The 19,470-nt window shown below is 72.2% G+C and carries 19 protein-coding genes, 1 pseudogene and 1 riboswitch; of the genes and pseudogenes, 11 read left to right on the top strand and 9 right to left on the bottom strand.

The features are described 5' to 3' along the window. Positions 1–58: 58 nt before the first annotated feature. The 7 genes from M878_RS55790 to M878_RS55760 form a co-directional block, all read right to left on the bottom strand. On the bottom strand, positions 59–1,486 hold the full coding sequence (locus M878_RS55790; RefSeq protein WP_023545206.1) for an amino acid permease: 1,428 nt from the start codon (positions 1,484–1,486) through the stop codon (positions 59–61). Positions 1,487–1,645: 159 nt separating this feature from the next. Beyond that, positions 1,646–2,347: a GntR family transcriptional regulator gene (locus tag M878_RS55785; protein WP_023545205.1), complete on the bottom strand. Its 702-nt coding sequence runs from the start codon at positions 2,345–2,347 to the stop codon at positions 1,646–1,648. 114 nt (positions 2,348–2,461) lie between these two features. Beyond that, on the bottom strand, positions 2,462–3,463 hold the full coding sequence (locus M878_RS55780) for a proline racemase family protein (protein WP_023545204.1): 1,002 nt from the start codon (positions 3,461–3,463) through the stop codon (positions 2,462–2,464). Between the two features lie 22 nt (positions 3,464–3,485). Further along, entirely contained in the window at positions 3,486–4,382 is an 897-nt protein-coding gene (locus M878_RS55775; RefSeq protein ID WP_023545203.1) for a dihydrodipicolinate synthase family protein, read from the bottom strand. A gap of 99 nt (positions 4,383–4,481) precedes the next feature. Continuing rightward, a complete protein-coding gene (locus M878_RS55770) occupies positions 4,482–5,879 on the bottom strand; it encodes an NAD(P)/FAD-dependent oxidoreductase (RefSeq protein ID WP_031224226.1) in 1,398 nt (465 codons plus the stop codon). Beyond that, a complete protein-coding gene (locus tag M878_RS55765) occupies positions 5,872–6,174 on the bottom strand; it encodes a (2Fe-2S)-binding protein (RefSeq protein WP_023545201.1) in 303 nt (100 codons plus the stop codon). Before M878_RS55765 ends, M878_RS55770 begins: the two co-directional genes overlap by 8 nt. Continuing rightward, positions 6,171–7,331 (bottom strand): NAD(P)/FAD-dependent oxidoreductase, encoded by a 1,161-nt coding sequence (locus tag M878_RS55760; protein WP_031224224.1) that lies wholly within the window; start codon positions 7,329–7,331, stop codon positions 6,171–6,173. Before M878_RS55760 ends, M878_RS55765 begins: the two co-directional genes overlap by 4 nt. Before the next feature lie 176 nt (positions 7,332–7,507). Here M878_RS55760 and M878_RS000000101350 point away from each other — a divergent pair, with 176 nt between their 5' ends. The 10 genes and pseudogenes from M878_RS000000101350 to M878_RS55725 all read left to right on the top strand — a co-directional run bounded on the left by M878_RS000000101350 (position 7,508) and on the right by M878_RS55725 (position 15,797). Then, positions 7,508–7,633: a putative leader peptide gene (locus M878_RS000000101350; protein WP_342452712.1), complete on the top strand. Its 126-nt coding sequence runs from the start codon at positions 7,508–7,510 to the stop codon at positions 7,631–7,633. Between the two features lie 75 nt (positions 7,634–7,708). After that, positions 7,709–8,596 (top strand): glutathione S-transferase C-terminal domain-containing protein, encoded by an 888-nt coding sequence (locus M878_RS55755; RefSeq protein WP_023545199.1) that lies wholly within the window; start codon positions 7,709–7,711, stop codon positions 8,594–8,596. 77 nt (positions 8,597–8,673) lie between these two features. Next, a riboswitch (SAM riboswitch) is annotated at positions 8,674–8,785 on the top strand. Positions 8,786–8,818: 33 nt separating this feature from the next. Beyond that, positions 8,819–8,998, top strand: a complete 180-nt coding sequence (locus M878_RS97325) for a hypothetical protein (RefSeq protein ID WP_158692646.1) — start codon at positions 8,819–8,821, stop codon at positions 8,996–8,998. A gap of 172 nt (positions 8,999–9,170) precedes the next feature. After that, positions 9,171–10,151, top strand: a complete 981-nt coding sequence (locus M878_RS55750; protein ID WP_023545198.1) for an amino acid ABC transporter permease — start codon at positions 9,171–9,173, stop codon at positions 10,149–10,151. Then, positions 10,148–10,933, top strand: coding sequence for an amino acid ABC transporter ATP-binding protein (locus M878_RS55745; protein WP_023545197.1), 786 nt, complete (start codon positions 10,148–10,150; stop codon positions 10,931–10,933). The genes M878_RS55750 and M878_RS55745 overlap by 4 nt, the downstream gene beginning before the upstream one ends. Before the next feature lie 53 nt (positions 10,934–10,986). Next, a complete protein-coding gene (locus M878_RS55740) occupies positions 10,987–12,009 on the top strand; it encodes an ABC transporter substrate-binding protein (protein ID WP_023545196.1) in 1,023 nt (340 codons plus the stop codon). A gap of 80 nt (positions 12,010–12,089) precedes the next feature. Further along, positions 12,090–12,743, top strand: a pseudogene (locus M878_RS55735) (GNAT family N-acetyltransferase); the annotation flags it as partial. A 211-nt stretch (positions 12,744–12,954) separates the two neighbouring features. After that, the gene (locus tag M878_RS000000101740; RefSeq protein WP_425347889.1) at positions 12,955–13,074 is read left to right on the top strand and encodes a putative leader peptide; all 120 of its coding nucleotides are present in this window, start codon (positions 12,955–12,957) and stop codon (positions 13,072–13,074) included. A gap of 105 nt (positions 13,075–13,179) precedes the next feature. Further along, positions 13,180–14,388, top strand: coding sequence for an LLM class flavin-dependent oxidoreductase (locus M878_RS55730; protein WP_023545193.1), 1,209 nt, complete (start codon positions 13,180–13,182; stop codon positions 14,386–14,388). Positions 14,389–14,414: 26 nt separating this feature from the next. Next, positions 14,415–15,797, top strand: a complete 1,383-nt coding sequence (locus M878_RS55725; protein WP_023545192.1) for an NtaA/DmoA family FMN-dependent monooxygenase — start codon at positions 14,415–14,417, stop codon at positions 15,795–15,797. A gap of 157 nt (positions 15,798–15,954) precedes the next feature. Here the strand turns inward: M878_RS55725 and absR1 are convergent, their stop codons facing one another. After that, complete coding sequence (absR1, locus tag M878_RS55720; RefSeq protein ID WP_023545191.1) at positions 15,955–17,049, bottom strand: beta-glucuronidase AbsR1; 1,095 nt, start codon at positions 17,047–17,049, stop codon at positions 15,955–15,957. Between the two features lie 95 nt (positions 17,050–17,144). Here absR1 and M878_RS55715 point away from each other — a divergent pair, with 95 nt between their 5' ends. Next, on the top strand, positions 17,145–18,872 hold the full coding sequence (locus M878_RS55715; protein ID WP_023545190.1) for a LuxR family transcriptional regulator AbsR2: 1,728 nt from the start codon (positions 17,145–17,147) through the stop codon (positions 18,870–18,872). A gap of 11 nt (positions 18,873–18,883) precedes the next feature. On the opposite strand, the gene M878_RS55710 is transcribed toward M878_RS55715, so the two are convergent. Further along, on the bottom strand, positions 18,884–19,470 hold a 587-nt coding region (locus M878_RS55710), incomplete at its 5' end, for a CHAT domain-containing protein (protein WP_023545189.1).

Raw genomic sequence — 19,470 nt, 5'->3', positions numbered from 1 at the left:
GCAGGAGAAGACCGACGCGTCAGAGCGCGGCCCACGGCACCGGGCGGGCCCTTGGGAGCTAGGCCTCGCGTCGCTGTCGGCGTGCTGCCAGCACCGCGTAGACGATGATCCCGGCGAACAGGAACAGCGCGCCCTGGTACACCGCCGCGTAGCCGGCGCCGGCCATCAGCCAGAGGGAGAAGGCGGCCGCGATCGCGGTGATCACCGAGTCCCGCGCCAGACGGGCGCGGTCCACCGACTCGCGCCGGCCGGAGACCAGGTGGAAGATCTGGGCGGCCGTCGCCAGCAGGTACGGCACGGTCGCGGTGAACGTGGTGACGAGGACCAGGACTTCGAAGACCTTCCCCGAGCCCGACAGGTAGTTGTACGCGGTCAGGAGGGAGGAGAGGACCACCGTGACGGCGACGCCGACCGTCGGCACACCCCGGCGACGGCGCCCGAACGCGGCAGGGAACAGGCCGTCCTTGGCCGCCGCGTAGGGAGTCTGGGCACTCAGCAGCGTCCAGCCGTTGAGGCATCCGGTCATCGACACCAGCGCCGCAAGCGCCACCACCGTACCGCCCCAGCTGCCGCCGAACATCGCGTCCACGGCGTCGGAGAAGGGGGCCGTGGAGGTCACCAGCCGGTTGTGCGCGACCGTCCCGAAGACGGAGAGCGTGCCCAGCAGATAGACCAGCGCGGCACCCGAGGTGCCGATGACGGTGGCGCGACCCACGTTGCGGCGGGCGTTCCTGACCTCGCCGGCGCTCACGGCGGCGGACTCCACCCCGAGGTAGGAGAAGAGCAGCAGCGCGGCGGCGGCGGACACCGCGCCGACGGCGCTGTGCCCACTGGTGTTGAACGGCCCGAGCCGGGACGGATCGAAGAAGAACAGCCCGCCCACCGCGACAAGCAGCAGCGGCACGAACTTCAGCACCGTCGAGACCAGCTGGACGGCGCCCACGTACCGGGTGCCGGCGAAGTTGGCCAGTGCGGGCAGCCACTGCAGGGCCAGGGCGGCCAGGCACGCGGTCCACTTGTGGTCGTTGACCGGGATCAGCACGTCCAGATAGCCGACGGCGGCGACGGCGAGCGCCGCGTTCGACACCCAGGTGGTGATCCAGTACGCCCATGCGGCGAGGAATCCGGCGAAGTCACCGAAGGCCTCGCGGGCGTAGACGTACGGGCCGCCGGTACGGGGGTCACGCGCGGCGAGCCGGCCGAAGACCAGGGCGAGCGCGATGGCGCCGACGGTCAGGACACCGAAGGCGACCAGGCTGACCGTGCCGTAGGGGGCGATGGAGGCGGGCAGCAGGAAGATGCCGCCACCGATGATGTTGCCCATGACCAGCGCGGTCGCGACCGGCAGACCGAAGCGACGGGCATGTCTGCTGCCGGAGTCGTGGGCGTCCACGGCGCCCGTGGTGTCGCGGGGGTCTCCGACGGGGACCGTGCGGTCCTCGGAGGGGGCCGGAGCCGGCTGCGGGGCGGTTCCGGTGACGTGCATGGGGGCGCCTCTCATCGAACAGACGTCCCAGGATCGCCGGGACCCAGTCATGCTCCGTGAAGCCCCCGCTCACCACAAAATCGCCGGTTCTTGTGGCGTCTAGCCTGGCTGATCGTGAAAAAAGTTCACCGAAGCGGAGCCAGCACCGCAAGATGTTCGCTAGTCGCGTTGCGTGCCCTCTGCCCACAGGCTGCGTACATGTCCCAGATGCCGGGTCATGATCGCGTGTACGGCCTTCTCGTCCCGCTCCAGAAGGGCGTCGAGGAGTTCCAGATGTTCCTCGGCCGAGGCAAGCAGCCGGCCGGCCTTCATCAGGGCTGTCAGGCCGTAGAGGCGGGAGCGGCCGCGCAGGTCGGCCACCACCTCGACCAGATGGGCGTTGCCCGCCAGAGCGAGCAGACCGAGATGGAAGCGGGTGTCGGCCTCGACGTAGGCGATCAGGTCGCCCGCGGCCGCCGCGCTGACGATCTCGCGGGCCGCCGGGCGCAGCGCCTCCAGCGAGACGCGGTCGGCGGAACGGGCCAGTGCCGCCACGGTGGGGATCTCGATGAGCGCGCGGATGTGCGTGTACTCGTCCAGCTGCTGGTCGGAGACCGCGGTGACCCGGAAGCCCTTGTTCGGCACGGTGTCGACCAGGCCCTCCTTGGCCAGGTCCAGCATCGCCTCCCGCACCGGCGTCGCCGAGACGCCGAAGCGGGCGGCGAGCGAGGGCGCTGAGTAGACCTCGCCCGGCCGCAGCTCGCCCGCGATCAGCGCAGCGCGCAGCGCGTCCGCGACCCGCTGGCGGTAGCTGCTGCGCCGGCCGCCCAGCCGGGGGAGCGCGGGCAGGTCCGAGTCCGGCCTGTTCTGTTCCTGTGCCATGTCACGCATCACCGGCGCGAGTCTAGAGGACGACGGGGGCGGTTGGGGAACGGCCGGAGGACGAGCCCTGACGGCCGGCGGACAAACTTGACGACCAGAGAACGAACCTGACGACTAGAGGACGAATCCTTCCGGGAAGGGATCAGTGGGGTCGAGGAGGTACTGCGCGGTGCCGGTGATCCACGCGCGCCCGGTGAAGCTGGGCAGCACCGCCGGTACGCCCGCCACCTCCGTCGTGCCGAGCAGGCGTCCGGTGAACCGGGTCCCGATGAAGGACTCGTTCACGAACTCGGTGTGCAACGGCAGTTCGCCCCGCGCGTGCAGTTGCGCCATGCGCGCGCTCGTGCCCGTGCCGCACGGGGAGCGGTCGAACCAGCCCGGGTGGATGGCCATGGCGTGCCGCGAGTGGCGTGCGGTGGCGCCGGGCGCGTAGAGGTGGACGTGGTGGCAGCCGCGGATGGACGGGTCCTCGGGATGCACCGGTTCCGCCTCGGCGTTGATCGCCGCCATCAGGGACAGGCCGGCCGCCAGGATGTCGTCCTTGCGGGCGCGGTCGAAGGGCAGTCCGAAGGCGTCCAGCGGCAGGATCGCGTAGAAGTTGCCGCCGTAGGCGAGGTCGTAGGTGACCGTGCGGCCGTCGGGCAGGGCGATCTTGCGGTCCAGGGCGACGGCGAACGACGGCACGTTCCGCAGGGTCACATTCCGCGCGGCCCCGTTCTCCACCGCCACCTCGGCCACCACCAGCCCCGCCGGGGTGTCGAGCCGGATCGTGGTCACCGGCTCCACGACCTCCACCATGCCGGTCTCCACCAGCACGGTGGCGACCCCGATGGTGCCGTGCCCGCACATCGGGAGATAGCCGGAGACCTCGATGTAGAGGACGCCCCAGTCGCAGTCGGGGCGGCTCGGCGGCTGCAGGATCGCACCGCTCATCGCGGAGTGGCCGCGCGGCTCGTTCATCAGCAACTGCTTGATGCCGTCGCGGTGTTCACGGAAGTACAGCCGCCGTTCGTTCATCGTCGCACCCGGAACGGTGCCGATCCCGCCGGTGATCACCCGGGTCGGCATGCCCTCGGTGTGCGAGTCGACGGCGTGCAGGACGAGTTTGCTGCGCATGATCCGACTCCCTTGTGCCGGCCTAGGCGAGGCCCGCGGCGACGGCCTTCTCGGTGGCGGCCCGGACCTGGGCCTCCTGTTCGAGCGGCAGCGGCACGCGGGGCGGGCGCACCGGGCCGCCGTACCGGCCGACGATGTCCATGGACAACTTGATGGCCTGCACGAACTCGACCTTCGAGTCCCAGCGCAGCAGCGGGTGCAACTGCCGGTACAGGGGGAGCGCGCTGGTGAGGTCGCCGGTCACCGCGGCACGGTACAGCTCCACCGAGGCCTGCGGCAGCGCGTTCGGGTAACCGGCCACCCAGCCCTTGGCACCCGCCACCGCCAGCTCCAGCAGGACATCATCGGCGCCGATCAACAGGTCCAGTTCCGGGGCGAGTTCGGCGATCCGGTAGGCGCGGCGGACATCGCCGGAGAACTCCTTGACACCGTGGATGTGCCCCTCGCCGTGCAGCCGGGCGAGGAGTTCGGGCACCAGGTCGACCTTGGTGTCGACCGGGTTGTTGTACGCCACCACCGGCAGCCCGGCGCGGGCGACCTCGGCGTAGTGGGCGAGGACGGAACGCTCGTCGGCGCGGTAGGCGTTGGGCGGCAGCAGCATCACCGAGGCGCAGCCCGCCTCGCCCGCCTGCTCGGCCCAGCGCCGGGCCTCCGCCGAGCCGTACGCGGCGACGCCCGGCATCACCCGCTCGCCGCCGATCGCCGCGACGGCCGTCTCCACCACCCGGGCGCGCTCCTCCGGCGTGAGCACCTGGTACTCGCCGAGCGAGCCGTTGGGTACGACGCCGTCGCAGCCGTTCGCCACCAGCCAGGAGCAGTGCTCGGCGTAGCGGTCGTAGTCGATCGAGAGGTCGTCGCGCAGCGGGAGCGCGGTGGCGACGAGGACACCGCGCCACGGGCGGTTCTGCGGGTGGGTCATCTGTGGTCCCCAATCGGATGACGTGTGACATGGTACTGAGTTGGCCAGTTATTGGGTGCTGGGTGCAGTGGCTTGTGTCGGTCGTCTCGGTCCGGTTGCTCAGTCGTCCGGCAGGCCGGCCAGGACGCCGAGCGGTACCGGCCGGGCGAACGGGCGGCGTCCCGCAGTGAGCGGGCATCCGGTCAGGCCGGCCACCGCCGGTGCGCACATCCGGCCCTGGCACCAGCCCATCCCGGCCCGCGTGAGCAGCTTCACGGTGCGCAGATCGCCCGCGCCGAGCGAGCCCGCGGCGGTGCGGACCGCGCCGGCCGTGACCTCCTCGCACCGGCACACCACCGTGTCGTCCGTGAGCCGTTCCGCCCAGCCCGCGGGCGGCGCGTACGCCGCTTCGAGCGCCGTGAAGAACGTCCGCAGCCGGGTCCTGGCCCGGGCGGCAGCCGCCCAGGAGCGCGGGTCGGGGGCGGTGCCGTGCAGGCGCGCGGCGATCGAGCGGCCCGCGATGTGTCCCTCGGCGAGCGCGAGGGCCGCGCCGCCGATGCCGGTGGTCTCGCCGGCCGCCCAGACCCCGGACACGTCGGTGCGCTGCTCGTCGTCGACTCGTACGGCCGTGCCGTCCGCCTCGGACAGTGTGCAGCCGAGCGTCTCGGCGAGGTCGGTGTGCGGCAGCATGCCGTGTCCGACGGCGAGGGTGTCACAGGGGATGCGGCGTGCGCTGCCGGGCCTGATCCGGCCGTCCTTCCTCAGAGCGGCGACGGTGACCACCTTCAGCCGGTCGGTGCCGTGCGCCTCCACGACGATGTGCCGGGACAGGGTGCGGACCTTGTGGCGCAGCAACTGCCCCGCGTACCAGGCGCCTTCGGCGAGCTTCCCGGGCTCTGCGGCGAGGGCCGGGGCATGGCGCAGCAGGGCCCTGGGGTCGGCGGACTCGACCAGCGCGGCCACCCGCGCCCCGGCCGCGTCGAGCCCCGTGGCCACCGGCAGCAGCAGGGGTCCGGTGCCGGCGACCACGACCCTACCGCCAGGCAGCACCAGGCCGCCCTTGAGCATGGCCTGCGCCCCGCCCGCGGTGACGACACCGGGGAGCGTCCAGCCCGGGAAGGGCAGCACACGCTCGTAGCCACCGGTGGCGAGCAGCACGGCGTCGGCTCGGACGGTGACTCCTTCCTCCTGCGCGGGGCCGCGCAGGGCGTGCACCGCGAAGGAGCCGGATTCTCGTTGCACACACCACACATGATGATCCGTCAGGTGGCTGATGCGTCCGGCGGCGATGTGCCGGTCGACGCCGTCCCGCAGACGCTCCCAGGTGTGCCACTGGTGGTGCAGGGCCTCGGGGCGACGGGCGCCGAGGGCTCGGGCGGGCTGCCGGTAGAACTGGCCGCCCGCCTGGTCCGCCCCGTCGACGAGGGTGACCCGGACGCCCCGGGCGGCGGCCGTCAGTGCCCCGGCGAGTCCCGCCGGGCCCGCTCCGACGACAGCCACATGCGCTCGCTCAGTCATCGTCCTGGCCCGGCCCCTCCTGTGTGCGGATCACATCGCCCGGGCGCACCGGCACCAGACAAGCCCGTTGGTTCGCACGGCCGTTGACGGTCACCAGGCAGTCGAAGCACACCCCGATCCCGCAGAACACCCCGCGGGGCCTGCCGCCGCCGCGGGTGCTCCGCCAGGCCGTCACGCCCGCCGTCCACAGTGCCGCGGCGACCGTCTGCCCGGACAGGGCCGCGAGGGGCCGGCCGTCGAAGGTGACGGTGAAGGCCTCGCCCGGCCCTGCTTGGGCCAACTCCAGAGGATTCACGGTGTGTCGCCTCCGTCGGTGTCGAACCGCTCCGGCCGGAACGGCGTGAGTTCCAGTTCCGGTGTCTTCCCGGTGAGCGTCTGTGCGATCAACTGCCCGGTGCCGGCGGCCAGTCCGATACCGGCGCCCTCGTGGCCACAGGCGTGGAACAGCCCCGGCGCGCGCGGGTCCGGGCCGATCGCCGGCAGATGGTCGGGCAGATACGGCCGGAAACCCGCGTACGTCCGCAGCGCCCGCACCCGCTCCAGGAACGGGAACAGCCCGATCGCCCCGGCCGCGAGCGCCCGTAGCGCCGGGAGCGAGAGCGAGTGGTCGAAGCCGACCCGCTCCCGGCTCGCGCCGATCAGCACCGGCCCGGCGGCCGTGCCCTCCACCACCGGCGAGGTGCGCAGGGCGGCCGAGTCGCTCGCGACGTCGGCCACATAGTCCGCGGCGTACACCTTGTGCCGGACCATGCGCGGTAGCGGCTCGGTGACCAGGACGAAGCCGCGCCGCGGGAGGACCGGCAGCCGGACGCCTGCCAGCGCCGCGAGGCCGCCGCCCCAGGTGCCGGCCGCGTTCACCACCGCCGGTGCGTGCAGGTCGCCCCGATCGGTGCGGACGCCGGTCACCGCGCCGTCCGCCGTGCGCAGTACTCCGGTCACGGTCCAGCCGGTGTGCAGGCGGGCGCCGGAGGTGCGGAGCAGGTGAGCGGCGGCGAGGGCGGGCATGACCTGGGCGTCCTGCGGATAGTGGACTCCGCCGGCCATGCCGCTGGACAAGTGGGGCTCCAGGGCGGAAAGTTGATCCGCCGCCACCGGTTCGGCTTCGACTCCGGCGGTCCGCTGGGCGGCGGCGAAGGTGTGCAGTGCGGTGAGGGTCTCCGGGGTGGAGGCGACCACCAGGCCGCCCTTGGGTTCGTACTCGACGGCCGTACCCAACTCGTCGCCCAGGCGCGACCACAACCGGGCCGACAGCAGGGCGAGGTCGAGTTCGGGGCCCGGTTCCTTGTCGGACACGAGCAGGTTGCCCTCGCCGGCGCCGGTGGTGCCGCCGGCCACCGGGCCGCGGTCCACCACCCGCACATCGAGGCCGGCCCGTGCGGCGTACAACGCGCAGGCCGCGCCTACCATTCCGGCTCCTACGACCACGACGTCGCAGGTCAGTCGTTTCGCCACGGCAGTACTATGTCACATGGCGCTGGTTTTGAGGAGGCCCCGGCGACTTCCTGTCGACGCGGCCCCGCACCCCTCGGGTCGCCCGCGCCCCGGAGTCCTGTGCGTGGACGCCCTCTTGACGCCGCAGGAAGCCCGGTCGACACTCCGGAGTGGGAATCCTAGTGAACAGGTAGGGAATGATGATGCGCCTTGAAACGGCAGGCGGCCGAGGGAGCCGTATGCCGTTCCGCGCACCCCTGCTCACCTCCCGCCGGCACATCGATCTGCTGCGCGTCTGCAGCGCGATCAGCCTTCACCGCTGAGAGCCGGGCCCCTCGCGCCCGTCGGCCGCCGCCTGTCGGCGCGCACCTCCGCACGCCCATCACCCGGGGAGACGCATGTCCATCACTTCACTCGCCGCCGTTCCGTCCGTCCACCGCGCCGCCCCCGTCTTCCGGGGCCGGATCGGCCGGGACGCGCGCAGCGGCCACTACGCCGTGCCGCACCGCTACCGGCTCCATCTGTCGACCGCCTGTCCCGACGGGCTGCGCCTCGCCGTCGGGCACGGCCTCCTCGGCCTGGACGCGGGCTGTCCGGTCACGTTCCTGCCCGCCGTCCCGGACTGTCCCGGCGGTGGGCACTCCGCGCTGCGCCCCCTGTACGAGGCGAGCGCCCACCACTTCACCGGCCCGGCCCTCGCGCCCGTGCTCAGCGACGACTGGTCAGGCCGTATCGTCAGCACCCACGCCCCCGACATCCTGCGCGACCTCGACCGCTTCCCGCGCGAGGGCCGCGTCTCGCTGTACCCGTGCGGCCTGGAGTCCGTGATCGAGGCCGTCGAGCGGATGTGTGCCGAGGGGATCGAGGAGGCCGCGCAGCGCGCCGGACAGGCCGGTGCCGGCCCGGCCGAGCGGGCCGCCGCCCTCGACGTGCTCCTCGACACCCTGGGCCGGCTGGAGAGCCGGCTGACCGGAGAGGAGTACCTGGCCGACGACCGGCTCACCGCCGCCGACGTCGAACTGTGGGTCGCGCTGGTGCGGTTGGACACCGTCCACCGACACCACCTCGACGCCTCCGCCGTGCACCGCATCGCCGGTCACCGCGCCCTGTGGGCCTACGCCCGCCGGCTGGCCGCACACCCCGCGTTCGGCCGCCATCTCGACCTCGACGGCATCTCCCGCCGCCACCACGGCTGTTGCCAGGGCCTGGAAGCCGCCGGAGCCGCCGTCCAGATCCTGGACTGGGCGAGCCTCGCCGCGGATGCCGAGCATGCCTCCCGCAGGTGAGGGCGGGCGAGTGAAGTCCACTACGCGGACGGCCGTTGACATTCGAATGGACGACTGCCTTACTTACGGCTCAGAACGGTCATGAGTGTCAGCGACAAGCCCTGGCTCGCTGACCGGCAACCCTCGCATCGCGGTGGGGTGCCCCAGGTGACGACCGGACCGGAATGACGTTTTCGGTAAGCGCGAGAGCCCCGCGGGGCCGGAACAGTGACAGGTGACGCCATGTACGCAGCTTCGAGGACGGCCGCGAGCCGCCCGTACGGCTGCGTACGGCCGAACGCCCGCCCGTACGGCCGCGTACGGCCGTACGCCGGGCTCCTCGTCGCTGATCGCGCCGTCGATCTGCTCCGCGTCAACAGCGCACTGTGTACCGCGCCGGGCCGTGCCCGCCGCCGGGGCTGACGTCCCTTTCCAGCCCGCGCGTTCCTGAGGCGCACCGCCCCCGTGGTGTGCCGTCGCCCGCCCAGCCCCCGGTCCCCGCGCCCCGCCGTGCGCCGCCTTGTGCCGTAGTGCCGTTGCGGCCCGCACGCGGTGGCCGCGCGGTCCGGGGTGTCCGACTCCGCCGGAGCCCGCCATGAGTGAACCCCCAGGCGCCGCCGTCTCCCTCGCCGAGGCGCCACCCGTCGACTCACCGTCAAAGCCCGTCAGAGCACAGCGCGTTCAGCCACTGCGCCGCCCCGGCCGGTGGATCGCCACCGCCGTCGTCCTCGTGGTCGTCGCGCAGATCCTGCACGGACTGGCCACGAACCCCTTCTACCAATGGGACCGCTTCCGCTACTGGTTCCTGCGGCCCACCGTCCTCGACGGGCTCCTCGTCACCCTCGAAGTCGCCGCCCTCAGTGCCGTGCTGGGCCTGCTCGGCGGCGTCCTGCTGGCCCTCGGCCGCCAGTCGGGCAGCCCGGTCCTGCGCGCCGTGAGCTGGACCTACACCTGGCTGTTCCGCTCGGTGCCGCTGATCGTCGTCCTGATCTTCCTCTACAACTTCTCGGCTCTGTACAAGACGCTGAGCCTCGGCATACCGTTCGGGCCCGCCTTCGTCACCTTCGACGAGTCGCGCCTCGCCACCGACATGACGGTCGCCGTGGTCGGGCTCAGCCTCAACGAGGCGGCGTACGCGGCGGAGGTCGTGCGCGGCGGCATCCTCTCCGTCGACCAGGGCCAGCACGAGGCGGCGGCCGCTCTCGGCCTGCCCAGGCGCTACCAGTTCACCCGGATCGTCCTCCCGCAGGCCCTGCGGTCCATCACCCCGAACTACGTCAACCAGCTCATCGGCCTGATCAAGAGCACCTCGCTGGTGTTCTACGTCTCGCTGCTGGACCTGTTCGGCTCCGTGCAGACCATGGGCAGCACGTACCCCGGCGACATCGTGCCGCTGCTGCTCGTCGCCACTGTCTGGTACCTGCTCCTCACCAGCGCCGTGTCCGTCGTCCAGTACTACGTCGAGCGGTACTTCGCGAGGGGCGCCACCCGCACCCTGCCGCCGACCCCGCTGCAGAAGGCGCGCGCGAGCCTCGCCGAGTTCCGGGCCCGGCTGCGCAGGGAGGCTGCCGTATGACCGCCACCGACACACCGGCCCCGGCTGCGCTGGAGGTTCACGACGTCCACAAGTGGTACGGCACCCATCGCGTGCTCGACGGCATCGACCTGACCGTGCGCCCCGGCGAGGTCACCGTCGTCATCGGCCCCTCCGGCTCCGGCAAGTCCACCCTGCTGCGGGTCGTCAACCACCTGGAGAAACCCGAGGTCGGCCAGGTCAGCGTCGGCGGCGAGCTGATCGGCGTCAAACGCGGCAGCGGCGGCCGGCTGAAGGAGCTGAGCGAGCGTGCCATCCTCGTCCAGCGCAGCCGGATCGGCTTCGTCTTCCAGAACTTCAACCTCTTCCCGCACCTGACCGTCCTCGACAACGTCGCCGCCGCGCCGGTCGCCACCGGGAAGCTGAGCAGGCCCGAGGCGCTGGAGCTGGCCCGCGAACTGCTCACCCGGGTCGGCCTGGGCGACCGTACCGGCGCCTATCCGCGCCAGCTGTCCGGCGGACAGCAGCAGCGGGTCGCCATCGCCCGCGCCCTCGCGCTGCGCCCCGGCATCATCCTCTTCGACGAGCCGACCTCCGCGCTGGACCCGGAACTGGTCGGCGAGGTGCTGGCCGTCATCAAGAACCTCGCCACCAGCGGCACCACCCTGGTCATCGTCACCCACGAGATCGGCTTCGCCCGCGAGGTCGCCGACCGGATCGTCTTCCTCGACGGCGGCCGGATCGTCGAACAGGGCCCGCCCCAGGAGGTCCTGGACCGGCCCCGGCACCAGCGCACCCGGGACTTCCTGGCCAAGGTCCTCTGACGCCCCTCCCCGGCCACCATCACCACCACGCTCACCGAACGACAAGGACAGCCATGCGCAGCCACCTCTCCCGACGCAGCCTGATACGCGGCATCACCGCGGCGACCGCCGTGGCCACCCTGGCCACCGGGCTCGCCGCCTGCGGTGGCGACAGCGACGCGGCCACCACCGACGGCGCCAGGTCCGGCGAGGTCGTCATCGGACAGGTCTCCAACGGCGCCGCCCGGCAGGCCACCATCAAGGTGTCCGAGGTGAAGTCCATCAGCGCCGAACTGCCCGCCTCCCTCCGCAAGGGCGGCAAGCTCGTCATCGGCGAGGGCGCCCTGCCGGCCGGGTTCCCGCCGCTGGCGTACGTGGGCAGCGACCAGAAGACCCTCACCGGCTCCGAACCCGACCTCGGCCGCCTGGTCGCCGCGGTCCTCGGCCTCAAGCCCGAGCTGAGGAACTTCACCTGGGAGAACCTCTTCGTCGGCATCGACAGCGGCAAGGTCGACGTCGCCTTCTCCAACGTCACCGACACCGAGGAGCGCAAGAGGAAATACGAGTTCGCCTCCTACCGTCAGGACAACCTCGCCTTCGAGGTGCCGAAGAAGAGCACCTGGAACTTCGGCGGAAACTACGAGAACCTCGCGGGCAAGACCGTCTCCGTCGGCTCCGGCACCAACCAGGAGAAGATCCTCCTGGAGTGGAAGGCCAAGCTGGCCGAGCAGGGCAAGAAGGTCGCCATCAAGTACTACCCGGACCACAACAGCACCTACCTGGCGCTGGCCAGCGGCAAGATCGACGCCTACTTCGGCCCCAACCCCGGCATCGCCTACCACATCACCCAGGTCGCGAACACGCCCAACGCGACCCGCAACGCGGGCAGGGTGTCCGGCGCGGGCTCGACCCTCCAGGGGCTGATCGCGGCGGCCGCGAAGAAGGACAGCGGTCTCGCCAAGCCGCTCGCCGACGCCATCAACTACCTGATCGAGCACGGTCAGTACGCCGAGCTGCTGAAGGCCTACAACCTCTCCGACGAGGCCGTCGCCTCGTCCCAGGTCAACCCGCCCGGCCTCCCCCTGGACAACTCCTGACCCACCGTCCATCCGAACCGAGTCGAGAGAGAGGCTCCGCCTCCGTGTCCCTCCAGACCGACCTCCGCGGAGAAGGCTGGGAGAGCATCGGCCGCGCCGCCCGCTACCAGGACGGCGTTCCACGCCTTCGCTGCGCTCGCCGGCCCGGCGGACCCGTCCGCCTGGCACGACCTGCGGACCCTTCGTCGGCCCCGGAACCACCTTACGGATCAGGCCCGTCGACCGGGTGCCCGACGACTGGAGGCTCGAAGGCGGCGGAGAGGGCGTGCAGTTGGTCGATGCCGCGCTGAGCGCCGAACCGGCTCCGGAAGCGGTGCGGCTCGGGCCCACCGGCGTCCCCGAGATCCTCGGCCTCGTCGCCCGCACCCGGCCCGGACCGTTCCCGCAACGGACCGTCGAGATGGGCACCTACCTCGGCATCCGGCACCGGGGGCGGCTGATCGCCAAGGCGGGCGAGCGCAGCGAGACGGGGGTCCCCCGGCCGAAGGCTGGGTGAGGCTGAGGCTGCCCGGCTGGACCGAGATGAGCGCGGTCTGCACCGACCCCGACCACCGGGGCCGGGGCCGGCCACCCGGCTGGTGCGCGCGGTCGCGTGGGGCATCCGGGAGCGCGGGAACATCCCGTTCCTGCACGCCGCCGCCGACAACACGCGCGCGATCCGGCTCTACGAGTCGATCGGGTTCACCCTGCGTCGCCGCAACCGGATCGTGCGGGCCCGTAGTTGCGCGAACTGACGAGTCCGCCACAACGGGCGCAGGCCGGGGAACCAACGGTTCCCGCGGAGCGGGCGCGTGCCCGGGAACCGACGAGTCCCGCGGAACGGGCACGTGCGCGGGAACAACCGACGCCGGCCGTGCGTTGTGACTCATGACGGGATCCGGTTGCGATTCATGACGAGATCCGCCGGGCGGCCGAGATGGCGCCCCGGCCGACGGACGGACGGAGGTGACGGTCGTGATACGAGTGCTCTCGCTGTGCGTCCGACACCCCTACCGCTCCGTCCGCCTGCACTCCCGGCCCCACATAGATCTCCAGCGCGTGTCCGCAGCGCTCTGTCGCCGCTGACGTATCTCCCGGGCTGAAGGCCCAGCTCTCCTCCTGCCGCGCTCGCCCTCGCCGACGCCTGCCGCGAGCCGGTGTTCTCGTACGGACATCAAGGAAGGCACAGACGTGTCCTCAACTCCCGCTAATCGTCTGCATCTTGCCGTCGCCCTGGACGGCACGGGCTGGCACCCCGCCTCCTGGCGCGAGCCGGTCGCCCGCCCCCGGGACCTGTTCACCGCCGGCTACTGGACCGACCTGGTCGCCGAGGCCGAGCGCGGCCTCATCGACTTCGTCACCCTCGAAGACGGCCTCGGCCCGCAGTCCTCCCACTTCCTCGACCCCGACGAGCGCACCGACCAGGTACGCGGCCGGCTCGACGCGGTCCTCATCGCCTCCCGTGTCGCCCCCCTCACCCGGCACATAGGCCTGGTGCCGACCGTGGTGTCCACGCACACCGAGCCATTCCACATCTCCAAGGCGATCGCCACCCTCGACTACGTCAGCACCGGCCGCGCCGGACTGCGCGTGCAGATCAGCGGCCGGCCGAACGAAGCCGCCCACTTCGGCCGCCGTACCATCCGCCGGATCGAGGCCTACGACAGCCCGGCCGCACAGGACGTGATCACCGAGCTGTTCGACGAGGCCGCCGACCATGTGGAAGTGGTGCGCCGGCTCTGGGACAGCTGGGAGGACGACACCGAGATCCGGGACGCCGCGACGGGCCGCTTCATCGACCGGGACAAGCTGCACTACATCGACTTCGAGGGCCGCCACTTCAGCGTCAAGGGCCCCTCGATCACGCCCCGGCCGCCCCAGGGCCAGCCGCTGGTCACCGCCCTGGCCCACCAGTCCACCGGGTACCGGCTACTGGCCCGCCAGGCCGACATCGGCTATGTCACCCCGCACGACGCGGACCAGGCCCGCGCGATCGTCGCCGAGCTCCGCGCCGGGCAGCAGGCGGCCGGCCGGGCCGGGGACACCCTGCATGTCTTCGGTGACCTCGTCGTCTTCCTCGACGACAGCCGGGCGCAGGCGCAGGCCCGCCGTGACCGCCTGGACACGCTCGCCGGTGAGCCGTACACCAGTGACGCCCGGATCTTCACCGGCACGGCAGCCCAACTCGTTGATCTGCTGGAGGAGTTGGCGGTGGCCGGGCTGACCGGGTTCCGGCTGCGGCCCGCCGTCGCCGGTCATGATCTGCCCCGCATCAGCCGCGACCTGGTGCCCGAGCTCCAGCGCCGAGGCCGTTTCCGGGAGGCCTACGAGGCCGACACCCTGCGTGGCCTGCTCGGCCTCGCCCGCCCCGCCAACCGCTACGCCGCATCCGTCGCCTGAGCAGCCGGAGAGGACGACCGCACCCCATGAGCAAGCCGCTGAAGCAGATCCACCTGGCCGCCCACTTCCCCGGCGTCAACAACACCACCGTGTGGAGTGACCCGGCCGCCGGCAGCCACATCGATTTCAGCTCCTTCGCGCACTTCGCGCGGACCGCCGAACGCGCCAAGTTCGACTTCCTGTTCCTCGCCGAGGGACTCAGGCTGCGCGAACAGGGCGGAAAAATCTATGACCTGGACGTCGTCGGCCGCCCCGACACCTTCACCGTGCTCGCCGCGCTGGCCGCCGTAACCGACCGGCTCGGCCTGACCGGCACCATCAACTCCACGTTCAACGAGCCGTACGAGGTGGCCCGCCAGTTCGCGAGCCTCGACCACCTCTCCGGCGGCCGCTCCGCGTGGAACGTCGTCACCTCCTGGGACGCCTTCACCGGCGAGAACTTCCGGCGCGGCGGCTTCCTGCCGCAGGAAGACCGCTACTCCCGCGCCAAGGAGTTCCTCGCCACCGCGCACGAACTCTTCGACTCCTGGCGCGGCGACGAGATCCTCGCCGACCAGGCCACCGGTACCTTCCTGCGGGACGCCCAGGCAGGCGCCTTCGTCCACCGCGGGCAGCACTTCGACATCCACGGCCGGTTCAACGTCCCGCGCTCCCCGCAGGGCCGCCCGGTGATCTTCCAGGCGGGCGACTCCGACGAGGGCCGCGAGTTCGCGGCCTCCGATGCCGACGCGATCTTCAGCCGGTACTCGACACTGAAGGAGGGCCAGGCCTTCTACACGGACGTCAAGAGCCGGCTCGCCAAGTACGGCCGCCGGCACGACCAGTTGCTCATCCTGCCGGCCGCGACGTTCGTCCTCGGCGACACCGACCAGGAGGCCGCCGAACTCGCCCGCGAGGTCCGCCGCCAGCAGGTCAGCGGCGCCACCGCCATCAAGCACCTGGAGTTCGTCTGGAACCGGGACCTGTCGGCGTACGACCCGGAGGGCCCGCTGCCCGACGTCGACCCGGTGGTCGGCGAGGACCACATCTCCCGGGGCCGCGCCCAGGTGCGCATGTACCGGGACCCGATAGCCATCGCCCGCGAGTGGCGGCAGCTCGCCGAGGCCAACAAGTGGTCCATCCGCGATCTGGTCATCAACACCGGCAACCGGCAGACCTTCGTCGGTGCCCCGGCCACGGTCGCGCAGACCATCAACGACTTCGTGCAGGCGGACGCCTCCGACGGCTTCATCCTCGTCCCGCACATCACGCCCGGCGGCCTCGACCTCTTCGCCGACAAGGTCGTCCCCCTGCTCCAGGAGCAGGGCGTGTTCCGCTCCGACTACGAGGGCACGACCCTGCGCGACCACCTCGGCCTCGCCCATCCGGACGCGGACTCCGCCGGCGCGCCCGAACGGGCCGTGTCGTGAAGTTCCTCGCGATCACCCTGATCGTGCACCGTTCAAAAGCCGACGTACGCCCGCTTCCGCGCACATGGGTGTGGCCGTGGACGTCACCTCCCCCGTAGGTGACGTCCACGGCCGCTTCCCCCGGTGCCGGGCTGTGGTCGGTGTCGTCCGTGTGCGGTCACCAGCACATGACCGCTGTCTCTCCCGATCCCCACGTCGAGTACAGCCGGACGCGGACGACATAGCGCCGGCCCTTGACGAGCCGGACGCGTACGGCGGCGTTGTCCGGGGCGCCGCCGTCGTCGTGGCCCGCGAGGAAGCGCGGCACCCCGTCACGCTCCTCGAAGACCACGAGCACGGTGTCGGCGTCGCCGAAGGTGCCCACGGTGTAGTCGCGGGTCTCCGGCGGCTCGACGGTGAAGTCGGCCTGCTCGCCCGGCCCGAGACCGAGCGGTGCCGACCGGAACGGCACCAGCGCGGCCGGCCCCGCAGGGTCGGCGGGCGGATACCAGCGCAGCACGAACTCCTTGTCGGCCGGCGACGGCCCGCCCGACGGACCCAGCCCCCCGCGGTACTGCTCCGGCTCCAGCACCAGCCCCGGTCCGAACGGGAACGTCATCACCGACTGCGGATCCCACACCGAGCCGCTCGCCTCGCCGGCGTCCAGCGCGCGCAGGACGTTCGTGTGCGTCGTCTCCCGGCTCCAGAAGTTCGGCGGGCCCGCCAGCTCGGCGTAAACGGCCTCGTCGTCCCAGTGCAGCCCGGCATACGGGCTCTGGTGCTCGTGCACCATGCCGAGGGCATGCCCGATCTGGTGCAGGACCGTGCCGCGCTCCCCGGGACCCGTCACATCCCAGCCCAGGTTCATGGTGCGCTCGCTCCGGCCGACCGACAGCGCCTCCCGGCCCACCGCCGACCAGGAACCGCCGCCGGCCTGGAACCCGATCCGCAGCTCCGCCTCGCGCCGGTCGCCGACCTCGGCGAACGCGACACCGATGCCGAGCCCCTGCCATTCGCGGAAGGCATCGCGGACCACGTCCCGCTGCTCCTCGCCGCCGGCCCACGGCATCCGGCGCAGCTCACCGGTCCCGGGGACCGGGATCACCGAGGCGGCCGAGCCGTCGTCGACGTCGTCGAAGAAGGCGTAGTGCAACACCGTGCCGTTGACCCACATCCGCCGCCCGGCGAGCAGCGCGCCCAGCCGCTCGGCGGTCAGCCCCGGTGCGAAGCACGGGGCCGGATGCCGCGGGAGCGAGCAGAGGCGTCGGGTCATGCGGCCAGCCTGCCCCCGCACCGGTGCCGGGCACCTGAGTCGGGGGCTACTCAAGTCGCCCTGTATCAAACCTGAGTACAAGCCCTCTGCATCATGTGACGACTTACGGACAGGACGCGAAGACGCTGGAGCCGCCCTGGCCGTTCACCGGCCGGGACGCCGAACTGGAGCTGGTGCGCGGGGCGTCGGCCGCCGGCCGGCCCGGCATCGTGGTGACCGGACCGGCCGGCCACGGCAAGACCCGGCTGATCACCGAGGCGCTGCGGGACACGGAGCACACCCTGGTGACCGGTACGCCCGAAGCCCGGCACCTGCCTCTCGCGGCCTTCGCCCACCTGCTGCCCGACACCGTCTCACCGCACCGCGCGGTGCGGATCCTGTCCGGCGTACGGCTCCTCGTCGTGGACGACGCCCATCTGCTGGACGAGACCTCCGCCGCCGTCGTCCACCAGCTCGCCGCACACGGCCGTACCCGGCTCGTCGTGGCCGCCGTCGACGGCGCGCCCGCGCCCGCCGCCGTGTCCCGGCTGTGGACCGGGGAGCTGCTGCCCCGGCTGGTCCTCGAACCCCTGCCCTGCGAGGACACCGCCCAGCTGCTCGCCGCCGCCGGGCTGGAACCGCTCACCGTGCGCCGGCTGCACCGGATGTGCCGGGGCGATCTGCGGCTGCTGCGCGACTTGGTCACCGCGCTCGGCCAGGCCGGACGGCTGACTTCCGTTCCCGGCACGGGAGAGCGGGCCTGGCGGGGGGCGCTGCCGGTAACCGCCGCGGTACGGGAGCGGGTTGCACCCGTGCTCGAGCGCTCCCACCCCGGTGAGCTGGACATTCTGGAGCGCCTAGCGTTCGCCGAGCCGCTGCCCCTGCCTCTGGACCGGTTCGACTTGGACATCCTGGAGCGCCTGGAGACGGACGGTCTGATCCACGTCGACGACCAGGGCGGTACCGTCACTCTCGCCCTTGCCCTGCACGGGGCGGCCCTGCGGGCCGCGGCCGGGCGACTGCGGGCCCGTCGGCTGGCGTCCGGTGCTCCTGCCGCCTGCGGCCCGGCTCTGGAGGCTGAAGAGCGGCTGCTGGTACGGCGGATCGAGCAGCTGGATGTCCGGGCGCTGCCGACGCCCGTGGGGGAGTGGCTGGTCGCGGAGGGCGCCGTACTGCCTGCCGGGTACGCGGCCGTACGTGCCCGGTTCGCGCGGCTGCGGGGCGAGGTACGGGACGCTGCCGCTTGGGCGCGCGAGGGGTTGCGGGGTGCGCCGGGGGACGCGGGGTGCCTTGCCGAACTCCGCTCAGCTGATGGTGCGTTGGCGGAGGCGGGCGGTGGTGATGTGTACGACCGCTACGACGCCGTACGTCTCGGTGAACCCGAACGGGTCGCCGGGCGGTTGCCTGCGGGCAGTGTCCTCGCGCGGCACGCGGACGCGCTGGTGCGGGGAGACGGGGCCGGGCTGGACCGGGTGGCCGAGGATCTGGAGAAGCGCGGGTTCTCGCTGTTCGCGGCGGAGGCGCGGGCGCAGGCTGTGCGGGTGCACCGGGATCCGCGGGCGGTGCGGGTTTCCCGTACCCGGGCGGTCGCGCTCGCTCGGCGGTGCCAAGGCGCGCGCACGCCGGCGTTGGCGGGGCTTGTGCTCGGTGAACTGACTGCTCGGCAGCGGCAGATTGTGACGCTCGCTGCGGCGGGGCTCAGTAATCGGGAGATCGCTGAACGGCTGACCCTGTCCGTGCGGACGGTGGGGAATCATCTGTACAGCGCCTATACCCGGCTCGGTACGGGGGATCGGGGCGCGCTGCCCTGGCTGGTGGAGTTGCCGGAGTGCGAGTCGGCTTAGCGTCTGCCTGGTCACGCCGCCCCGAACGCCGCGAAAGCCCACCCCGTTGCCTGGTGGACCGGGTCCTCGGGCAAGGTGGCGCGGGCGTCGCGGAGGGACTCCGCCAGGGAGAGGCCCGTGTCGAGGCCCTTGTGGAGGGCGAGCATCAGGGGAACCACGGCCGCGTCGTTGACCGGTGCGCTGCTCGCCACCACTCCGGCCGTGCCCAGTGGCAGCAACGCCGTGACCAGGCCGAGGAGTTCATCGGCGCCGACGGAGGCGAGGCGGGCCGTGTCGCAGCTGGAGAGGATGATCCGGTACGGACTGCGGGTCAGGCGTTCGAAGTCGTGGACGATCAGGGGACCGTCGGACATGCGCAGGGCCGAGAAGAGGGGGCTGTCCGCGCGGAACGTGCCGTGGGCCGCGAGATGCGCGAGGGCCGCGCCGTCGAGGTGTTCCAGGACGCGCGGGACCTGGGCCTCGTCGCCCTCCAGGACCGTCGCCGTGCCGTATCGGTCGGCCAGTTCCGGTACTTCCGCGCCGCCGGTGGCGAGGCCGGGGCCGCGGACCAGTAGCTGCCGGCCGCCCGGCGGCGGCTCGGTCTCGCGGGCGCGCAGCC

The sequence above is a fragment of the Streptomyces roseochromogenus subsp. oscitans DS 12.976 genome, assembly GCF_000497445.1.
Classification (GTDB): Bacteria; Actinomycetota; Actinomycetes; order Streptomycetales; family Streptomycetaceae; genus Streptomyces; species Streptomyces oscitans.
Note: the sequence above shows the minus strand (reverse complement) of the source record. Positions and strands in the feature narration are given on the sequence as shown.

Bases quoted from the DNA above. Each gene is read 5' to 3' on its own strand.
- M878_RS97325 (WP_158692646.1), top strand. From the start codon at position 8,819: ATGTACGCAGCTTCGAGGACGGCCGCGAGCCGCCCGTACGGCTGCGTA.
- M878_RS55750 (WP_023545198.1), top strand. From the start codon at position 9,171: ATGAGTGAACCCCCAGGCGCCGCCGTCTCCCTCGCCGAGGCGCCACCC.
- M878_RS55770 (WP_031224226.1), bottom strand. From the start codon at position 5,879: ATGACTGAGCGAGCGCATGTGGCTGTCGTCGGAGCGGGCCCGGCGGGA.
- absR1 (WP_023545191.1), bottom strand. From the start codon at position 17,049: ATGACCCGACGCCTCTGCTCGCTCCCGCGGCATCCGGCCCCGTGCTTC.
- M878_RS55775 (WP_023545203.1), bottom strand. From the start codon at position 4,382: ATGACCCACCCGCAGAACCGCCCGTGGCGCGGTGTCCTCGTCGCCACC.
- M878_RS55790 (WP_023545206.1), bottom strand. From the start codon at position 1,486: ATGCACGTCACCGGAACCGCCCCGCAGCCGGCTCCGGCCCCCTCCGAG.
- M878_RS55780 (WP_023545204.1), bottom strand. From the start codon at position 3,463: ATGCGCAGCAAACTCGTCCTGCACGCCGTCGACTCGCACACCGAGGGC.
- M878_RS55740 (WP_023545196.1), top strand. From the start codon at position 10,987: ATGCGCAGCCACCTCTCCCGACGCAGCCTGATACGCGGCATCACCGCG.
- M878_RS55785 (WP_023545205.1), bottom strand. From the start codon at position 2,347: ATGGCACAGGAACAGAACAGGCCGGACTCGGACCTGCCCGCGCTCCCC.
- M878_RS55755 (WP_023545199.1), top strand. From the start codon at position 7,709: ATGTCCATCACTTCACTCGCCGCCGTTCCGTCCGTCCACCGCGCCGCC.
- M878_RS000000101350 (WP_342452712.1), top strand. From the start codon at position 7,508: ATGATGATGCGCCTTGAAACGGCAGGCGGCCGAGGGAGCCGTATGCCG.
- M878_RS55745 (WP_023545197.1), top strand. From the start codon at position 10,148: ATGACCGCCACCGACACACCGGCCCCGGCTGCGCTGGAGGTTCACGAC.
- M878_RS55725 (WP_023545192.1), top strand. From the start codon at position 14,415: ATGAGCAAGCCGCTGAAGCAGATCCACCTGGCCGCCCACTTCCCCGGC.